At 54.7% G+C, this 16,668-nt stretch carries 10 protein-coding genes; all 10 read left to right on the top strand.

The window, feature by feature from the left end:
* The first annotated feature begins 75 nt into the window (after positions 1-75).
* The 10 genes from IB222_RS06310 (at position 76) to der (ending at position 16,535) form a co-directional block, all read left to right on the top strand.
* Positions 76-5,010 carry an alpha-2-macroglobulin gene (locus IB222_RS06310; RefSeq protein WP_149384792.1) on the top strand — a complete coding sequence of 1,645 codons (4,935 nt, stop codon included), beginning with the start codon at positions 76-78 and terminating at the stop codon, positions 5,008-5,010.
* Positions 5,011-7,323 (top strand): peptidoglycan glycosyltransferase PbpC, encoded by a 2,313-nt coding sequence (pbpC, locus tag IB222_RS06315; protein WP_149384791.1) that lies wholly within the window; start codon positions 5,011-5,013, stop codon positions 7,321-7,323.
* 148 nt (positions 7,324-7,471) lie between these two features.
* Positions 7,472-7,903 (top strand): nucleoside-diphosphate kinase, encoded by a 432-nt coding sequence (gene ndk / locus IB222_RS06320; protein ID WP_003037710.1) that lies wholly within the window; start codon positions 7,472-7,474, stop codon positions 7,901-7,903.
* A 251-nt stretch (positions 7,904-8,154) separates the two neighbouring features.
* Complete coding sequence (locus tag IB222_RS06325) at positions 8,155-9,321, top strand: bifunctional tRNA (adenosine(37)-C2)-methyltransferase TrmG/ribosomal RNA large subunit methyltransferase RlmN (protein WP_003037713.1); 1,167 nt, start codon at positions 8,155-8,157, stop codon at positions 9,319-9,321.
* Between the two features lie 283 nt (positions 9,322-9,604).
* Complete coding sequence (rodZ, locus tag IB222_RS06330) at positions 9,605-10,591, top strand: cytoskeleton protein RodZ (RefSeq protein WP_149281452.1); 987 nt, start codon at positions 9,605-9,607, stop codon at positions 10,589-10,591.
* A 26-nt stretch (positions 10,592-10,617) separates the two neighbouring features.
* A complete protein-coding gene (ispG, locus tag IB222_RS06335; RefSeq protein WP_003037720.1) occupies positions 10,618-11,736 on the top strand; it encodes a flavodoxin-dependent (E)-4-hydroxy-3-methylbut-2-enyl-diphosphate synthase in 1,119 nt (372 codons plus the stop codon).
* Positions 11,737-11,846: 110 nt separating this feature from the next.
* Positions 11,847-13,121, top strand: a complete 1,275-nt coding sequence (gene hisS, locus IB222_RS06340) for a histidine--tRNA ligase (protein ID WP_003835173.1) — start codon at positions 11,847-11,849, stop codon at positions 13,119-13,121.
* A gap of 13 nt (positions 13,122-13,134) precedes the next feature.
* Complete coding sequence (locus IB222_RS06345; protein ID WP_003835172.1) at positions 13,135-13,755, top strand: YfgM family protein; 621 nt, start codon at positions 13,135-13,137, stop codon at positions 13,753-13,755.
* 10 nt (positions 13,756-13,765) lie between these two features.
* The gene (gene bamB / locus IB222_RS06350) at positions 13,766-14,944 is read left to right on the top strand and encodes an outer membrane protein assembly factor BamB (RefSeq protein WP_149384790.1); all 1,179 of its coding nucleotides are present in this window, start codon (positions 13,766-13,768) and stop codon (positions 14,942-14,944) included.
* Positions 14,945-15,062: 118 nt separating this feature from the next.
* Positions 15,063-16,535, top strand: a complete 1,473-nt coding sequence (gene der / locus IB222_RS06355) for a ribosome biogenesis GTPase Der (protein WP_003835168.1) — start codon at positions 15,063-15,065, stop codon at positions 16,533-16,535.
* The last annotated feature ends 133 nt before the right edge of the window (positions 16,536-16,668 follow it).

The raw sequence follows: 16,668 nt of genomic DNA on the forward strand, positions 1-16,668 counted from the left end.
ACTTCCACAGCCGGAAATCTGACGCATAATAGTTGTTCTACGTAGCTAACGGGCCACTACGGCCAGGGATGAAAAATGAAACATTTACGCGTAGCGGCCTGCATGCTGATGCTGGCACTGGTCGGGTGCGATAATAATAACGAAAAATCACCGACGGCTGCGAAACCTGATGCACCTGCGCCACAGACTGCGCCAGCAAAAGATAAAGCTCAATTACAAAAGCTGGTGCAGCAAAGCCAGGGCAAGTCGCTGACGCTGCTGGATGCCTCAGAGGTCCAGCTCGACGGTGCGGCAACGCTCGTTTTGACCTTCTCCATTCCCCTCGATCCAGAACAAGATTTTTCCCGCGTCGTGCACGTTGTTGATAAAAAAAGCGGCAAAGTGGATGGTGCCTGGGAGCTGGCGCCAAATCTGAAAGAGCTGCGCTTACGCCATCTGGAACCTAACCGGGAACTGGTGGTGACCATTGAGCGTGATTTGCTGGCGCTGAATAAAGCGACGTTCGCTATCGATTATGAAAAAAACATTACCACTCGCGACGTCCAGCCAAGCGTAGGGTTTGCCAGTCGCGGCTCGCTGCTGCCGGGAAAAGTAATTGAAGGCCTGCCGGTAATGGCCCTCAACGTTAACAGCGTGGATGTGAACTTCTTTCGCGTGAAGCCTGAATCGCTCGGCGCATTTGTCAGCCAGTGGGAATACCGCAATTCGTTGACGAACTGGGAATCTGACAATCTGCTGAAAATGGCGGAACTGGTGTATACCGGACGCTTTGATCTCAATCCTGTGCGTAACACCCGTGAGAAGCTGCTGCTGCCGTTGAGCGATATCAAGCCGTTGCAGCAAGCAGGTGTTTACATCGCGGTGATGAATCAGGCTGGACAATACAACTACAGTAATGCCGCTACGCTGTTCACGCTCAGCGATATTGGTGTGTCTGCGCACCGTTACCATAATCAACTGGATGTCTTTACACAGAGTCTGGAAAATGGCGCTGCGCAGCAGGGTATTGAGGTCACGTTACTCAACGAAAAAGGACAGACGCTGGCGCAGGCTACCAGCGACGCGCAGGGTCATGTCAAACTGGAGACTGATAAAGACGCGGCTTTATTGCTGGCCCGCAAAGACGGGCAAACCACGCTGCTGGATTTGAAACTCCCGGCGTTGGATCTGGCTGAATTTGATATTGCCGGTGCACCGGGATACAGCAAACAGTTCTTTATGTTTGGTCCCCGTGACCTCTATCGTCCTGGCGAAACGGTGATCCTCAACGGATTACTGCGTGACAGCGACGGCAAAACGTTGCCCGACCAGCCGGTGAAGCTGGAGGTCGTAAAGCCCGACGGGCAAGTGTTACGTTCGGTGGTTAGCCAGCCGGAGAACGGTCTGTACCGCTTTAGCTGGCCGCTGGACACTAACGCGCCAACCGGTATGTGGCATATTCGTGCTAATACGGGCGACAACCAGTCACGGATGTGGGATTTCCACGTCGAAGATTTTATGCCTGAGCGGATGGCGCTCAATCTCTCCGCCAATAAGATTCCGGTAGCTCCGGCTGATGAAGTGAAGTTCTCGGTAGTGGGCTACTACCTGTACGGCGCGCCCGCTAACGGCAATGCTCTGCAAGGACAGCTTTTCCTGCGCCCGCTGCGCGAAGCGGTGCAGGCATTGCCGGGGTTCCAATTTGGTAATATTGCCGAAGAAAACCTGTCCCGCAGCCTCGATGAAGTTCAGCTTACGCTGGATGAACACGGTCGCGGCGAAGTGACCACCAACAGCCAATGGCAGGAGACGCATTCTCCGTTACAGGTGATCCTGCAAGCCAGCCTGCTGGAATCTGGTGGCCGCCCGGTGACGCGTCGGGCTGAACAAGCCATCTGGCCTGCGGACACGCTGCCGGGTATTCGTCCGCAGTTTGCGGCAAAAGCCGTCTATGACTACCGCACTGATACCACTGTGAATCAGCCTATCGTTGATGAAAACAGCAACGCCGCTTTCGACATTGTTTATGCCGATGCGCAGGGCGAGAAAAAAGCGGTGTCCGGTTTGCAGGTGCGTTTGATCCGCGAGCGCCGGGATTACTACTGGAACTGGTCTGAAGGCGAGGGCTGGCAATCACAGTTCGATCAAAAGGATCTGGTTGAAGGTGAGCAGACTCTGGATCTTAAGGCCGATGAAACCGGTAAAGTCAGCTTCCCGGTTGAGTGGGGTGCCTATCGTCTGGAAGTGAAAGCCCCGAATGATGCGGTGAGCAGCGTACGCTTCTGGGCAGGTTATAGCTGGCAGGATAACAGCGATGGCAGTGGGGCTGTGCGTCCCGATCGCGTGACTCTGAAACTGGACAAACCCAGCTATCGTCCTGGCGATACCATGAAGCTGCACGTTGCCGCTCCCGCTGCTGGCAAAGGTTATGCGATGGTGGAATCCAGCGAAGGCCCGCTGTGGTGGCAAGAAATAGACGTACCGGCGGATGGTCTCGATATCTCCATCCCAATCGATAAAACCTGGAATCGCCACGATTTGTATCTCAGTGCGCTGGTGGTTCGTCCTGGCGACAAGTCCCGTTCGGCCACGCCAAAACGGGCGGTCGGTTTACTGCATTTGCCGTTAGGTGATGAAAACCGTCGTCTGGCGCTGGCGCTGGAAAACCCGGCGAAAATACGGCCAAACCAGCCGTTGACCGTCAAGATTAAAGCCAGCGTCAAAAATGGCGACGTACCAAAACAGGTTAACGTGCTGGTCTCTGCCGTTGATAGCGGAGTGTTGAACATTACCGATTACGCCACGCCAGATCCGTGGCAGGCGTTTTTCGGGCAAAAACGCTATGGCGCGGATATTTATGATATTTACGGCCAGGTGATCGAAGGGCAAGGGCGGCTGGCGGCGCTGCGCTTTGGTGGAGATGGCGATGAATTAAAACGCGGCGGTAAGCCACCGGTTAATCACGTCAATATCGTGGCGCAACAGGCGCTGCCGGTCACGCTCAACGAGCAGGGCGAAGGTACGGTGACGCTACCGATTGGTGATTTCAACGGCGAGCTACGGGTAATGGCACAGGCCTGGACGGCGGATGACTTTGGCAGCAGTGAAAGCAAGGTGATTGTTGCCGCGCCGGTAATTGCTGAACTGAATATGCCGCGTTTTCTGGCGGGAGGCGATACCTCGCGCCTGACGCTGGACGTGACTAACCTGACTGACAAACCGCAAACGCTGAATATTAAGCTCGCGTCCAATGGCTTACTGGAGCTGATGGGGCAAGATCCTGCTCCGGTAAATCTGGCACCAGGCGTACGGACTACGTTGTTTATTCCGGTGCGTGCGCGGGAGGGGTTTGGCGATGGCGAAATTCAGGCAGAAATTAGCGGTCTGACTTTACCAGGTGAAACGCTGCCAGTTCAGCATAAACAGTGGAAGATTGGCGTGCGTCCGGCGTTCCCGGCGCAAACCGTTAATAACGGTGTCGCACTTCAGCCGGGCGCAACCTGGCAGCTTCCGGGCGAAGAACTGACCAATTTCTCCCCTGCAACGATGCAGGGACAACTGCTGTTCAGCGGTAAGCCGCCGCTAAATCTGGCGCGTTATATCCGCGAACTGAAGGCTTACCCTTACGGTTGCCTGGAGCAAACGGCGAGCGGGTTGTTCCCATCCTTATACACCAATGCTGCGCAATTGAAGGCGTTAGGTATTGTGGGCGACAGCGATGAAAAACGCCGTGCGGCAGTCGATATTGGGATTTCTCGTTTAGTGCAGATGCAGCGTGATAACGGCGGTTTCGCGCTGTGGGATAAAAACGGGTCGGAAGAGTACTGGCTGACCGCGTATGTCATGGATTTCCTCGTTCGGGCAAATGAACAGGGCTACAGCGTCCCGGTAGAGGTCATTAACCGTGGCAACGAGCGGCTGCTGCGCTATTTGCAGGATCCAGGAATGTTGTCGATTCGCTATACCGACGACTCTTCAGCAAGCCGGTTTGCCGTACAAGCCTACGCCGCGTTGGTTCTGGCGCGTCAGCAAAAAGCCCCGCTCGGCGCATTGCGTGAGATCTGGGAGCGTCGTGCGCAAGCGGCCTCTGGTTTACCGCTGTTACAACTGGGAATCGCGCTGAAAAATATGGGCGATGCTAACCGCAGTGAACAGGCGTTGACGCTGGCGCTGAATACGCCGCGCCGCGATACGCAACAGTGGATGGCGGATTACGGCAGTGCGTTACGGGATAATGCGTTGATGCTGGCCTTGCTCGAAGAGAACAAGCTCAAACCTGACGTGCAGAATACGCTGCTGAACACGTTGTCAGAACAGGCCTTTGGGCAGCGCTGGCTCTCGACTCAGGAAAATAATGCGTTGTTCCTTGCTGCGCGTACGTTACAGGATTTGCCAGGCACATGGCAGGCGCAAACGTCACTCTCTGAACAACCGTTAGCCGGGGAGAAATCACAGACGCGTAATCTGGATGCCGATGCGCTGTCTACGCTGAGCGTCACCAATACCGGTAATCAACCGCTGTGGCTGCGTCTGGATGTGAGCGGTTATCCGCAAACCTCACCGACGCCTGCCAGCAACGTTCTGCATATTGAGCGTCAAATTCTGGGGCTCGACGGAAACAGCAAATCGCTGGATTCGCTGCGCAGCGGCGAGCTGGTGCTGGTCTGGCTGGAGGTGAAAGCCAGCCAGAATGTGCCGGATGCACTGGTGGTTGACTTACTGCCAGCAGGACTGGAACTGGAAAACCAGAATCTGGCCAACGGCAGCGCCAGCCTGCAGGATAGCGGCAGCGAAGTGGCGAATCTGCTTAATCAGATGCAGCAGGCAGATATCCAGCACGTTGAGTTCCGTGACGATCGCTTTGTCGCTGCGGTGGCGGTCAATGAAGGACAACCGGTTACGCTGGTGTATCTGGCGCGAGCGGTGACGCCGGGGACCTACCAGGTTCCCGTCCCGCAGGTGGAATCAATGTATGTTCCGCAGTGGCGCGCGACCGGTGCGACAGAGGGACTTTTGATTGTCAGACCGTAAATGATGCGCGGGTTGGGTAAACGCGGCTGCTGGCTCTGGCTGGCAGCCGTTGCGCTATTGATTGTGGCGGCAGTTTGGGCGGCAGATAAAATCTGGCCGCTGCCCTTGCACGAAGTCGATCCTGCGCGGGTCGTCGTGGCACATGATGGTACGCCACTCTGGCGCTTTGCCGATGCCGAAGGTATCTGGCGGTATCCGGTAACGATTGATGAGGTGTCGCCCCGCTACCTTGAGGCGCTAATTAACTACGAAGACCGCTGGTTCTGGAAGCATCCCGGCGTCAATCCGTTTTCAGTACTGCGCGCAGCATGGCAGGACCTCTCCTCTGGGCGCGTGGTTTCGGGCGGCAGTACGCTCACCATGCAGGTCGCACGATTACTCGATCCTCATCCGCGAACCTTTGGCGGCAAGTTTCGCCAGCTCTGGCGCGCATTGCAGCTGGAATGGCATCTCTCCAAACGCGACATCCTGACACTGTATCTCAACCGTGCGCCGTTTGGCGGTACGCTGCAGGGTGTGGGGGCGGCAAGCTGGGCCTATCTTGGTAAATCACCCGCGCAATTGAGTTACTCCGATGCCGCGCTGCTGGCTGTTTTGCCACAGGCACCGAGTCGCCTGCGCCCGGACCGTTGGCCGGACCGTGCTGAAGCGGCGCGTAATAAAGTGCTCGAACGTATGGCGACCCAGGGCATTTGGCCTGCCAGACAGGTACAGGAGTCGCGTGAAGAGCCAGTCTGGCTGGCGCCCCGGCAAATGCCGCAGTTAGCGCCGTTATTCTCGCGCATGATGCTGGGAAAAAGCCGGAGCGATAAAATCGTGACTACCCTTGATGCCGGATTGCAGCGTCAACTGGAAGAGCTGGCGCAGAACTGGAAGGGGCGCTTACCTGCACGCAGTTCGCTGGCAATGATTGTGGTCGATCACACCGATATGAGCGTGCGTGGTTGGGTGGGGTCGGTAGATATGAATGACGACTCCCGCTTTGGTCATGTGGATATGGTGAATGCGATCCGTTCGCCAGGCTCGGTGCTGAAGCCGTTTGTTTACGGTCTGGCGCTGGATGACGGACTCATTCATCCCGCTTCGTTGTTGCAGGATGTCCCGCGGCGAACTGGGGACTATCGACCGGGGAATTTTGACAGCGGTTTTCATGGCCCGGTGAGCATGAGCGAAGCGCTGGTAAGGTCGTTGAATTTACCCGCCGTGCAGGTGCTCGAAGCCTATGGTCCGAAGCGCTTTGCCGCATCGTTACGTAACGTCGGCTTACCGCTGTATCTGCCCGCAGGGGCTGCGCCAAATCTGTCGCTGATTTTAGGTGGCGCGGGGGCAAGGCTTGGTGATATGGCCGCAGCGTACAGCGCCTTTGCCCGCCAGGGAAAAGCGGGAAAACTGCGTCTGCAGCCGGGTGACCCACTGCTTGAACGCCCGTTGATGTCGGCGGGCGCGGCGTGGATTATTCGCCGTATTATGGCCGACGAAGCGCAACCGCTGCCGGATAGCGCACTGAGCAGAGTGGTTCCGCTGGCGTGGAAAACGGGCACCAGCTATGGCTATCGCGATGCCTGGGCGATTGGCGTTAACGCCCGTTATGTGATCGGTATCTGGACTGGCAGACCAGACGGAACGCCGGTGGTGGGCCAGTTTGGATTTGCCAGCGCCGTGCCGCTGCTCACTCAGGTCAACAATCTTTTGCTCTCTCGCGGGACAAATCAGCCGGAAGATCCACGCCCTGGTTCCGTGAGTCGCGGCGTGGTGTGCTGGCCGGGCGGGCAATCCCTTGCCCCAGGAGACAGCAACTGCCGTCGCCGTCTGGCAACCTGGTTACTGGATGGCAGTCAGCCGCCAACGTTATTATTGCCCGAGCAGGAAGGGGTTAATGGCATTCGTTTTCCTGTCTGGCTGGATGATGAAGGCAAACATGTGGCGGCGGATTGCCCGCAGGCGCACGAGCAAACGTTAATCGTCTGGCCGTTGCCGCTGGAGCCATGGCTACCGGAATCAGAACGCCGTGGGGCGAGATTACCGCCAGTTTCTGCCACGTGTCCGCCGCTGGGACAAGGCGCTTCACAGCCGTTGCAGTTGACAGGTATTCGTGATGGCGCGATTGTGAAGCGTTTACCCGGTTCTGCTCAAGCCTCATTGCCGGTGCAAACCAGTGGTGGGAGCGGTGAACGCTGGTGGTTTCTTAACGGTGAAAGGCTGGAAGAACGTGGACGTCGTCTTACGCTACGGCTGGCGACTAAAGGGGATTATCAACTGCTGGTGATGGATGACGCTGGTCAGGTAGCGACGGTGAGATTTTCGATGCAGTAGATCAGTTGGTGACTGTTTGTTGCTAAAATTCATCTTATTTTAAAGAAATGTTACCTTCATCAATAGTCAATTGCCGGGATGCTCTTTATAATCCGCGCCAGGTCGTACATCTATATAGACAACAACAGAACACATTACAGAGGTTATCATGGCTATTGAACGTACTTTTTCCATCATCAAACCAAACGCGGTGGCAAAAAACGTTATTGGGAGCATCTTTGCGCGCTTTGAAGCAGCAGGGTTCAAAATTGTCGGCACTAAAATGCTGCACCTGACCGTTGAGCAGGCACGTGGCTTCTATGCTGAGCACGATGGCAAACCGTTCTTTGACGGTCTGGTTGAATTTATGACCTCCGGTCCGATCGTTGTTTCTGTTCTGGAAAGCGAAAATGCCGTACAGCGTCATCGCGATCTGCTGGGCGCAACCAACCCGGCGAATGCGCTGGCCGGTACTCTGCGTGCAGACTATGCTGACAGCTTCACCGAGAACGGTACTCACGGTTCCGACTCCGTTGAGTCAGCGGCGCGCGAAATCGCCTATTTCTTTGGTGAAGGCGAGGTTTGCCCGCGTACGCGCTAATAAGCTCGTCCTGTAGGCCGGATAAGCGTTTGCGCATCCGGCTCTGCTTTGCCTGGTGGCGACGCTGATGCGTCTTATCAGGCCTACGATCTTCCTTTACATATTATTTTCGCTAATGCTTCGTGCAAACGTGGCATCCCTGCGCCAGACTTTGTACAATGCAACGCCCCGGAAGAGCAGATCGCTTGCCGGGGCGTTTCTTTTTAACCCTCCATGGGCCACAACGTGTAACAACGAGGCCGGAAAAAATTATGTCTGAATTAGTTAACACCTCTGAAGTCGTCATTCCTGCGGTTCCAAATAAAAATGGAAAAATTAACTTGCTGGATCTGAACCGTCAGCAAATGCGCGAATTCTTCAAAGAGATGGGCGAAAAACCGTTTCGTGCCGATCAGGTCATGAAGTGGATGTACCACTATTGCAGCGACAACTTTGATGACATGACTGACATCAACAAGGTGCTGCGTAACAAGCTGAAAGAAGTGGCTGAAATTCGCGCCCCGGAAGTGGTGGAAGAGCAGCGTTCTTCTGACGGTACGATCAAATGGGCTATCGCGGTTGGCGATCAGCGCGTTGAAACGGTGTATATCCCGGAAGACGATCGTGCGACCCTGTGTGTTTCTTCACAGGTCGGGTGCGCATTAGAGTGTAAATTCTGCTCTACGGCGCAACAGGGCTTTAACCGTAACCTACGGGTATCGGAGATCATTGGTCAGGTCTGGCGCGCGGCGAAGATCGTCGGTGCTGTGAAGGCTACGGGCGTGCGTCCTATTACCAACGTGGTGATGATGGGGATGGGCGAGCCGTTGCTCAACCTGACCAACGTGGTTCCGGCGATGGAAATCATGCTCGATGACTTCGGTTTTGGGCTGTCCAAGCGTCGCGTCACGCTCTCCACCTCAGGCGTTGTCCCTGCGCTGGATAAGCTGGGTGATATGATTGACGTCGCGCTGGCGATTTCTCTGCATGCGCCGAACGATGAAATTCGTGACGAAATTGTACCTATCAACAAAAAGTACAATATCGAAACATTCCTTGGCGCGGTTCGTCGTTATCTGGAGAAGTCCAACGCTAACCAGGGTCGTGTAACCATTGAGTATGTGATGTTAGATCACATCAATGATGGCACTGAACACGCGCATCAGCTGGCAGAACTGCTGAAAGATACGCCGTGTAAGATCAACCTGATCCCGTGGAACCCGTTCCCGGGCGCGCCGTATGGCCGTAGTTCTAACAGCCGTATCGATCGTTTCTCCAAAGTGTTGATGAGCTATGGTTTCACTACCATCGTGCGTAAAACACGTGGTGATGACATCGATGCAGCCTGCGGTCAGCTGGCGGGCGACGTTATCGACCGTACCAAGCGTACTCTGCGTAAGCGTATGCAGGGCGACGCTATCGACATTAAGACCGTTTGATGTTGGCGCACTACGGTATAATTCCTGTACCGTAGTGCAACGTAAGCCATATGAGGTTTTCTGTTGTCGTCGTCAGGTCAATAATAACGGTGCGTTTTTGTCGACTTTAAGGCAGTATGTAACGGCGTAACAAGTGTTTAGCCCTCAGGTTTACGCCGTTTTGTCATTGATAGTCTGACCGTTTTATACTGTCTGACGAAGGTTAACTGACCAGATGTTTCGCGGTGTGGGTGAGCATTGTGGCTCGCCGGCATCAGAACCCAAATTTACGCAGCTGTAGCGAATGAATACTGAAGCCACGCACGACAAAAATGAAACACTATCCACCGGCGTTCGTCTGCGCAATGCCCGTGAACAACTCGGATTCAGCCAGCAGGCAGTCGCGGAGCGACTTTGCCTGAAGGTCTCCACGGTACGCGATATTGAAGAAGATAAGGCGCCAGCCGATCTTGCTTCAACATTCCTGCGCGGGTATATCCGTTCTTATGCGCGTCTGGTGCATATTCCTGAAGAAGAACTGTTGCCAGGGCTGGAAAAACAGGCTCCGATTCGACCAGCTAAAGTCGCACCGATGCAGAGCTTCTCGCTCGGTAAGCGTCGTAAGAAACGTGACGGCTGGTTAATGACCTTTACCTGGCTGGTGCTGTTTGTCGTTGTCGGACTAACAGGTGCCTGGTGGTGGCAGAACCATAAAGCGCAGCAGGAAGAGATCACCACCATGGCCGATCAATCCTCTGCTGAGCTGAATGCCGGTAAAGAGGGTGCGCAGAACGTACCGTTAGATACCAGCGCCGCAGCAGGGCAGGATACCCCTCCGGCTCCTGACGATGGTGCGGTGGCGGACGCAGCGCCAACGCCAGACGTTGCTGCGACCCCGGCACCCGCCGCTGATGCGCAACAGAACGCCGTTGTTGCCCCATCTCAGGCTAACGTCGATACCGCAACCGCGCCAGCTACAGCGGCCCCTCTGCCGACCGATCAGGCTGGTGTGACTACACCTGCAGCCGATCCTAACGCGCTGGTGATGAACTTTACCGCCGATTGCTGGCTGGAAGTAACTGATGCAACCGGTAAAAAACTGTTCAGCGGGATGCAGCGTAAAGACGGCAATCTAAACCTGACCGGTCAAGCGCCGTACAAACTGAAAATTGGCGCCCCGGCGGCAGTGCAGATTCAGTTCCAGGGTAAACCTGTCGATCTGAGTCGTTTTATCAGAACTAACCAGGTTGCGCGTCTGACCGTTAATGCCGAACAATCACCGGCTCAGTAACAGACGGCAATGCGGGAGATTTTTTAATGCATAACCAGGCTCCAATTCAACGTAGAAAATCGACACGCATTTACGTTGGGAACGTGCCGATCGGCGATGGTGCGCCCATCGCCGTACAGTCTATGACCAATACGCGTACCACGGATGTGGAAGCGACGGTTAATCAGATTAAAGCGCTGGAACGCGTAGGCGCAGACATTGTTCGTGTCTCTGTACCGACAATGGATGCCGCAGAAGCGTTCAAGCTTATCAAGCAGCAGGTTAACGTCCCGCTGGTTGCCGATATTCACTTCGACTATCGTATCGCGCTGAAGGTAGCGGAATACGGCGTTGATTGCCTGCGTATTAACCCAGGTAATATCGGCAGTGAAGAGCGTATTCGCATGGTGGTGGATTGCGCTCGTGATAAAAATATTCCTATCCGTATCGGCGTCAACGCCGGATCGCTGGAAAAAGATCTGCAGGAAAAATACGGTGAACCGACGCCGCAGGCGCTGCTGGAATCCGCTATGCGCCACGTGGATCACCTCGATCGTCTGAACTTCGATCAATTCAAAGTCAGTGTTAAAGCGTCTGACGTTTTCCTCGCCGTAGAATCCTATCGCCTGCTGGCGAAACAGATCGATCAACCGCTGCATCTGGGGATCACCGAAGCCGGTGGCCTGCGTAGTGGTTCGGTGAAGTCCGCGATCGGCCTTGGTCTGCTGTTATCTGAAGGGATTGGCGATACGCTGCGTGTTTCTCTGGCAGCCGATCCGGTGGAAGAGATCAAAGTTGGTTTCGATATCCTGAAATCGCTGCGCATTCGCGCGCGCGGGATCAACTTCATCGCTTGCCCAACCTGTTCGCGTCAGGAGTTTGACGTTATTGGTACGGTCAATGCGCTGGAGCAACGCCTGGAAGATATCATTACGCCAATGGACGTTTCGATCATCGGCTGCGTGGTAAACGGCCCTGGCGAAGCGCTGGTTTCTACGCTGGGCGTGACGGGCGGTAACAAGAAAAGCGGCCTGTATGAAGACGGCGTGCGTAAGGACAGACTCGATAACGACGACATGATTACGCAGCTTGAAGCCCGCATCCGCGCTAAAGCGAGTATTCTGGACGAAGCGCGTCGTATCGACGTGCAGCAGCTTGAAAAATAACAACGTGATGGGAAGCGGCGTGCTTCCCGTGTATGATTGAACCCGCATGGCGCCCGCATTGTTCGGGTTAGCGCTGAGGGTTCATTTTTATATTCATAAAGAGAATAAACGTGGCAAAAAACATTCAAGCCATTCGCGGCATGAACGATTATCTGCCTGGCGAAACCGCCATCTGGCAGCGCATTGAAGGCACTCTCAAAAACGTGCTCGGTAGCTACGGTTACAGTGAAATCCGCTTGCCGATTGTAGAGCAGACCCCGTTATTCAAACGCGCGATCGGTGAAGTCACCGACGTGGTTGAAAAAGAGATGTATACCTTTGAGGACCGTAATGGCGACAGCCTGACGTTGCGTCCTGAAGGGACTGCGGGCTGCGTACGCGCCGGCATCGAACATGGTCTCCTGTACAATCAGGAACAGCGTCTGTGGTATATCGGGCCGATGTTCCGCCACGAACGTCCGCAGAAAGGACGCTATCGTCAATTCCATCAGCTGGGTGTCGAAGTGTTTGGCCTGCAAGGCCCGGACATCGATGCGGAACTGATTATGCTGACCGCTCGCTGGTGGCGCGCGCTGGGTATTTCTCAGCATGTCAGCCTTGAGCTGAACTCAATCGGTTCGCTTGAAGCTCGCGCTAACTACCGTGATGCGCTGGTCGCCTACCTGGAACTGCACAAAGAGAAACTGGACGAAGACTGCAAGCGCCGTATGTACACCAACCCGCTGCGCGTTCTCGACTCCAAAAACCCGGAAGTACAGGCGCTGCTCAACGATGCGCCTGCACTGGGCGACTATCTTGATGACGACTCTCGCGAGCATTTCGCGGGCCTGTGCAAACTGCTGGAATCCGCAGGCATTGCCTACACCGTCAATCAGCGTCTGGTTCGTGGTCTTGATTACTACAACCGCACCGTATTTGAGTGGGTTACCAGCAGCCTGGGCTCTCAGGGTACCGTGTGTGCCGGCGGTCGTTACGACGGTCTGGTAGAGCAACTTGGTGGTCGTGCAACTCCGGCGGTGGGCTTTGCCATGGGTCTGGAACGACTTGTTTTGTTAGTTCAGGCAGTTAATCCGGAATTTAACGCAGATCCTGTTGTCGATATATACCTGGTCGCTTCGGGGGCGGACACGCAGTCGGCAGCAATGACGCTTGCAGAACGTCTGCGCGATGAAGTTCCTGGTGTGAAACTGATGACAAACCACGGTGGCGGCAACTTTAAGAAACAGTTTGCCCGTGCCGATAAGTGGGGCGCCCGCGTTGCACTGGTACTGGGCGAGTCCGAAGTGGCTGACGGTACTGTTGTAGTGAAGGATTTGCGCTCTGGTGAGCAAACGGCAGTAGCGCAGGATAGCGTTGCCGCGCATTTGCGCACTTTACTGGGCTAAGGAGAAGGACAGCGTGGAAATTTACGAGAACGAACACGACCAGGTTGATGCGGTAAAACGCTTCTTTGCTGAAAACGGCAAAGCGCTGGCTGTTGGGATCATTTTAGGGGTTGGCGCGCTGGTTGGCTGGCGCTACTGGACCAGCCATCAGACGGAGTCCGCACGCTCTGCTTCTCTGGCGTATCAAAATACGGTGACTGCGGTTAGCGCGGGTAAACCGGACAGCATTCCTGCCGCAGAGAAATTTGCCGCAGAAAACAAAAATACCTACGGCGCGCTGGCTTCACTGGAACTGGCGCAGCAGTTTGTTGACCAAAATGAACTTGAGAAAGCCGCAAGTCAGCTGCAACAGGGCTTGGCTGCAACCAGCGATGAGAATCTCAAAGCGGTGATTAACCTGCGTCTGGCTCGTGTTCAGGTTCAGCTTAAACAGGCTGATACCGCGCTGAAAACACTCGACACCATTAAAGGTGAAGGGTGGACGGCCATTGTTGCCGACCTGCGTGGTGAAGCGTTGCTGAGTAAAGGCGACAAACAAGGTGCGCGTAGCGCATGGGAAGCGGGTGTGAAAAGCGATGCCTCTCCTGCTCTGAGCGAAATGATGCAGATGAAAATCAATAATTTGTCCATCTGAGAGGGACCCGATGCAATTGCGTAAATTACTTCTGCCAGGGCTGCTTTCCGTTACCCTATTGAGCGGCTGTTCACTGTTTAGTGGCGAAGAAGATGTCGTTAAGATGTCCCCATTACCGGTGGTTGAAAACCAGTTTACTCCGTCTACGGAATGGAGCACCTCTGTAGGCAACGGTATTGGTGATTTCTATTCCAATCTTCATCCTGCACTGGCGGATAACGTTGTCTATGCAGCCGATCGCGCTGGTGTAGTGAAAGCGTTGAACGCAGGCGACGGCAAAGAAGTCTGGTCTGTGAATCTGGGTGAGAAAGACGGCTGGTTCTCCCGTGCATCTGCACAGCTTTCTGGCGGTGTAACTGTGGCCGGTGGTCATGTTTATATTGGCAGCGAAAAAGCGCAGGTTTATGCGTTGAATACCAGCGACGGTACCACCGCATGGCAGACGAAAGTCGCCGGTGAAGCGCTGTCTCGTCCTGTTGTGAGCGATGGCGTAGTACTGATCCACACCAGCAACGGCCAGTTGCAGGCATTAAACGAAGCTGATGGCGCCATCAAATGGACCGTTAACCTCGACATGCCTTCCCTGTCTCTGCGTGGTGAATCCGCTCCGGCAACTGCCTTTGGCGCAGCTATTGTCGGCGGTGATAACGGTCGCGTGAGCGCCGTGCTGATGCAGCAGGGCCAGATGATTTGGCAGCAGCGTATCTCTCAGGCGACAGGCCCAACGGAAATCGATCGTCTGAGCGACGTTGATACCACGCCGGTTATCGTCAATGGCGTTGTTTACGCGCTGGCTTATAATGGTAACCTGACGGCGCTGGATCTGCGCAGCGGTCAAATTATGTGGAAACGCGAACTAGGCTCGGTGAATGATTTCATCGTCGACGGTAACCGTATCTACCTGGTTGACCAGAATGACCGCGTACTGGCGCTGACCACCGATGGCGGCGTGACGCTGTGGACGCAAAGCGATCTGCTGCACCGTCTGCTGACGTCCCCGGTATTGTATAATGGCAATCTGGTCGTCGGTGATAGCGAAGGCTACCTGCACTGGATTAACGTTGACGATGGTCGTTTTGTTGCCCAGCAGAAAGTCGACAGCTCAGGTTTCCTGACCGAGCCGGTCTCTGCTGATGGTAAACTGCTGATCCAGGCGAAAGACGGTACGCTGTACTCTATTACGCGTTAATCGTCCCGGCCGCTCGCTTTGAAAAACGGCTCCTGGTGCAGGGGCCGTTTTACTGTTTTTAACAACGGAGCAAAAAATGTGCCCGTTGTCTGATGATTTTTTAAATGAGGCTTTAAACATGGTACCTGTGGTCGCGCTTGTCGGGCGCCCTAACGTTGGCAAATCCACGTTATTTAACCGTCTAACTCGCACCCGAGATGCGCTGGTTGCGGATTTCCCGGGTCTGACTCGTGACCGTAAGTACGGTCGTGCGGAAATTGAAGGCCGCGAGTTTATCTGTATTGATACCGGCGGTATTGATGGCACCGAAGACGGTGTGGAAACCCGTATGGCGGAACAGTCGCTGCTGGCTATCGAAGAAGCAGACGTTGTGCTGTTCATGGTGGACGCGCGTGCTGGCCTGATGCCAGCGGATGAAGCTATTGCGAAACATCTGCGCTCGCGCCAGAAACCGACGTTCCTGGTCGCTAACAAAACTGACGGACTCGATCCTGATCAGGCTGTTGTTGATTTCTACTCGCTGGGTCTGGGTGAAATTTATCCGATCGCGGCATCGCATGGTCGTGGCGTCCTTAGCCTGCTGGAGCATGTTCTGCTGCCGTGGATGGATGATGTCGCTCCTCAGGAAGAAGTGGATGAAGACGCAGAATACTGGGCGCAACTGGAAGCCAAAGAAAACGGCGAAGAAGAGCCTGAAGACGATTTCAACCCGCAGGATTTGCCGATCAAACTGGCAATTGTCGGCCGTCCGAACGTAGGTAAGTCCACACTTACTAACCGTATTCTCGGCGAAGACCGCGTAGTGGTTTACGACATGCCGGGAACCACGCGTGACAGTATTTATATTCCGATGCAGCGCGATGAGCGCGAATATGTGCTTATCGATACCGCGGGCGTGCGTAAGCGCGGCAAAATTACCGAAGCGGTAGAAAAATTCTCAGTGATCAAAACGTTGCAGGCGATTGAAGATGCCAACGTGGTGATGCTGGTGATTGACGCGCGCGAAGGGATTTCCGATCAGGACCTGTCGCTGCTGGGCTTTATCCTCAATAGTGGGCGCTCACTTGTTATCGTTGTGAACAAGTGGGATGGCCTGACGCAGGAAGTAAAAGAGCAGGTCAAAGAGACGCTGGACTTCCGTCTGGGCTTTATTGATTTTGCGCGCGTACACTTTATCTCTGCGCTGCACGGCAGCGGTGTGGGTAATCTGTTTGAATCGGTCCGCGAAGCGTATGACAGCTCCACCCGTCGCGTGAGCACCGCGATGCTGACGCGCATCATGACTATGGCAGTAGAAGATCATCAACCACCGCTGGTGCGTGGTCGTCGCGTGAAGCTGAAATATGCCCACGCTGGTGGTTATAACCCGCCAATCGTGGTGATTCACGGCAACCAGGTCAAAGACCTGCCGGATTCCTACAAGCGCTATCTGATGAACTATTTCCGCAAGTCTTTGGACGTGATGGGGACGCCGATCCGTATTCAGTTCAAAGAAGGGGAGAACCCGTTTGCGAACAAACGTAATACATTGACGCCGACTCAGATGCGTAAGCGTAAGCGCTTGATTAAGCACATCAAAAAAAGCAAGTAATCGTTGCTGATGCAGATGAAAACCCGCGCTTGTCGCGGGTTTTTTTTCGTTATTCCAACGCCAACCTCAGCCTGTGCGATGTCAATCACTATTCGTTTTTTACCAAGTTTAAATCTAAGAAAGTAGACATTTG

Origin of the sequence: Citrobacter sp. C13 (assembly GCF_014596815.2) — a bacterium.
Lineage (GTDB): Bacteria > Pseudomonadota > Gammaproteobacteria > Enterobacterales > Enterobacteriaceae > Citrobacter > Citrobacter portucalensis.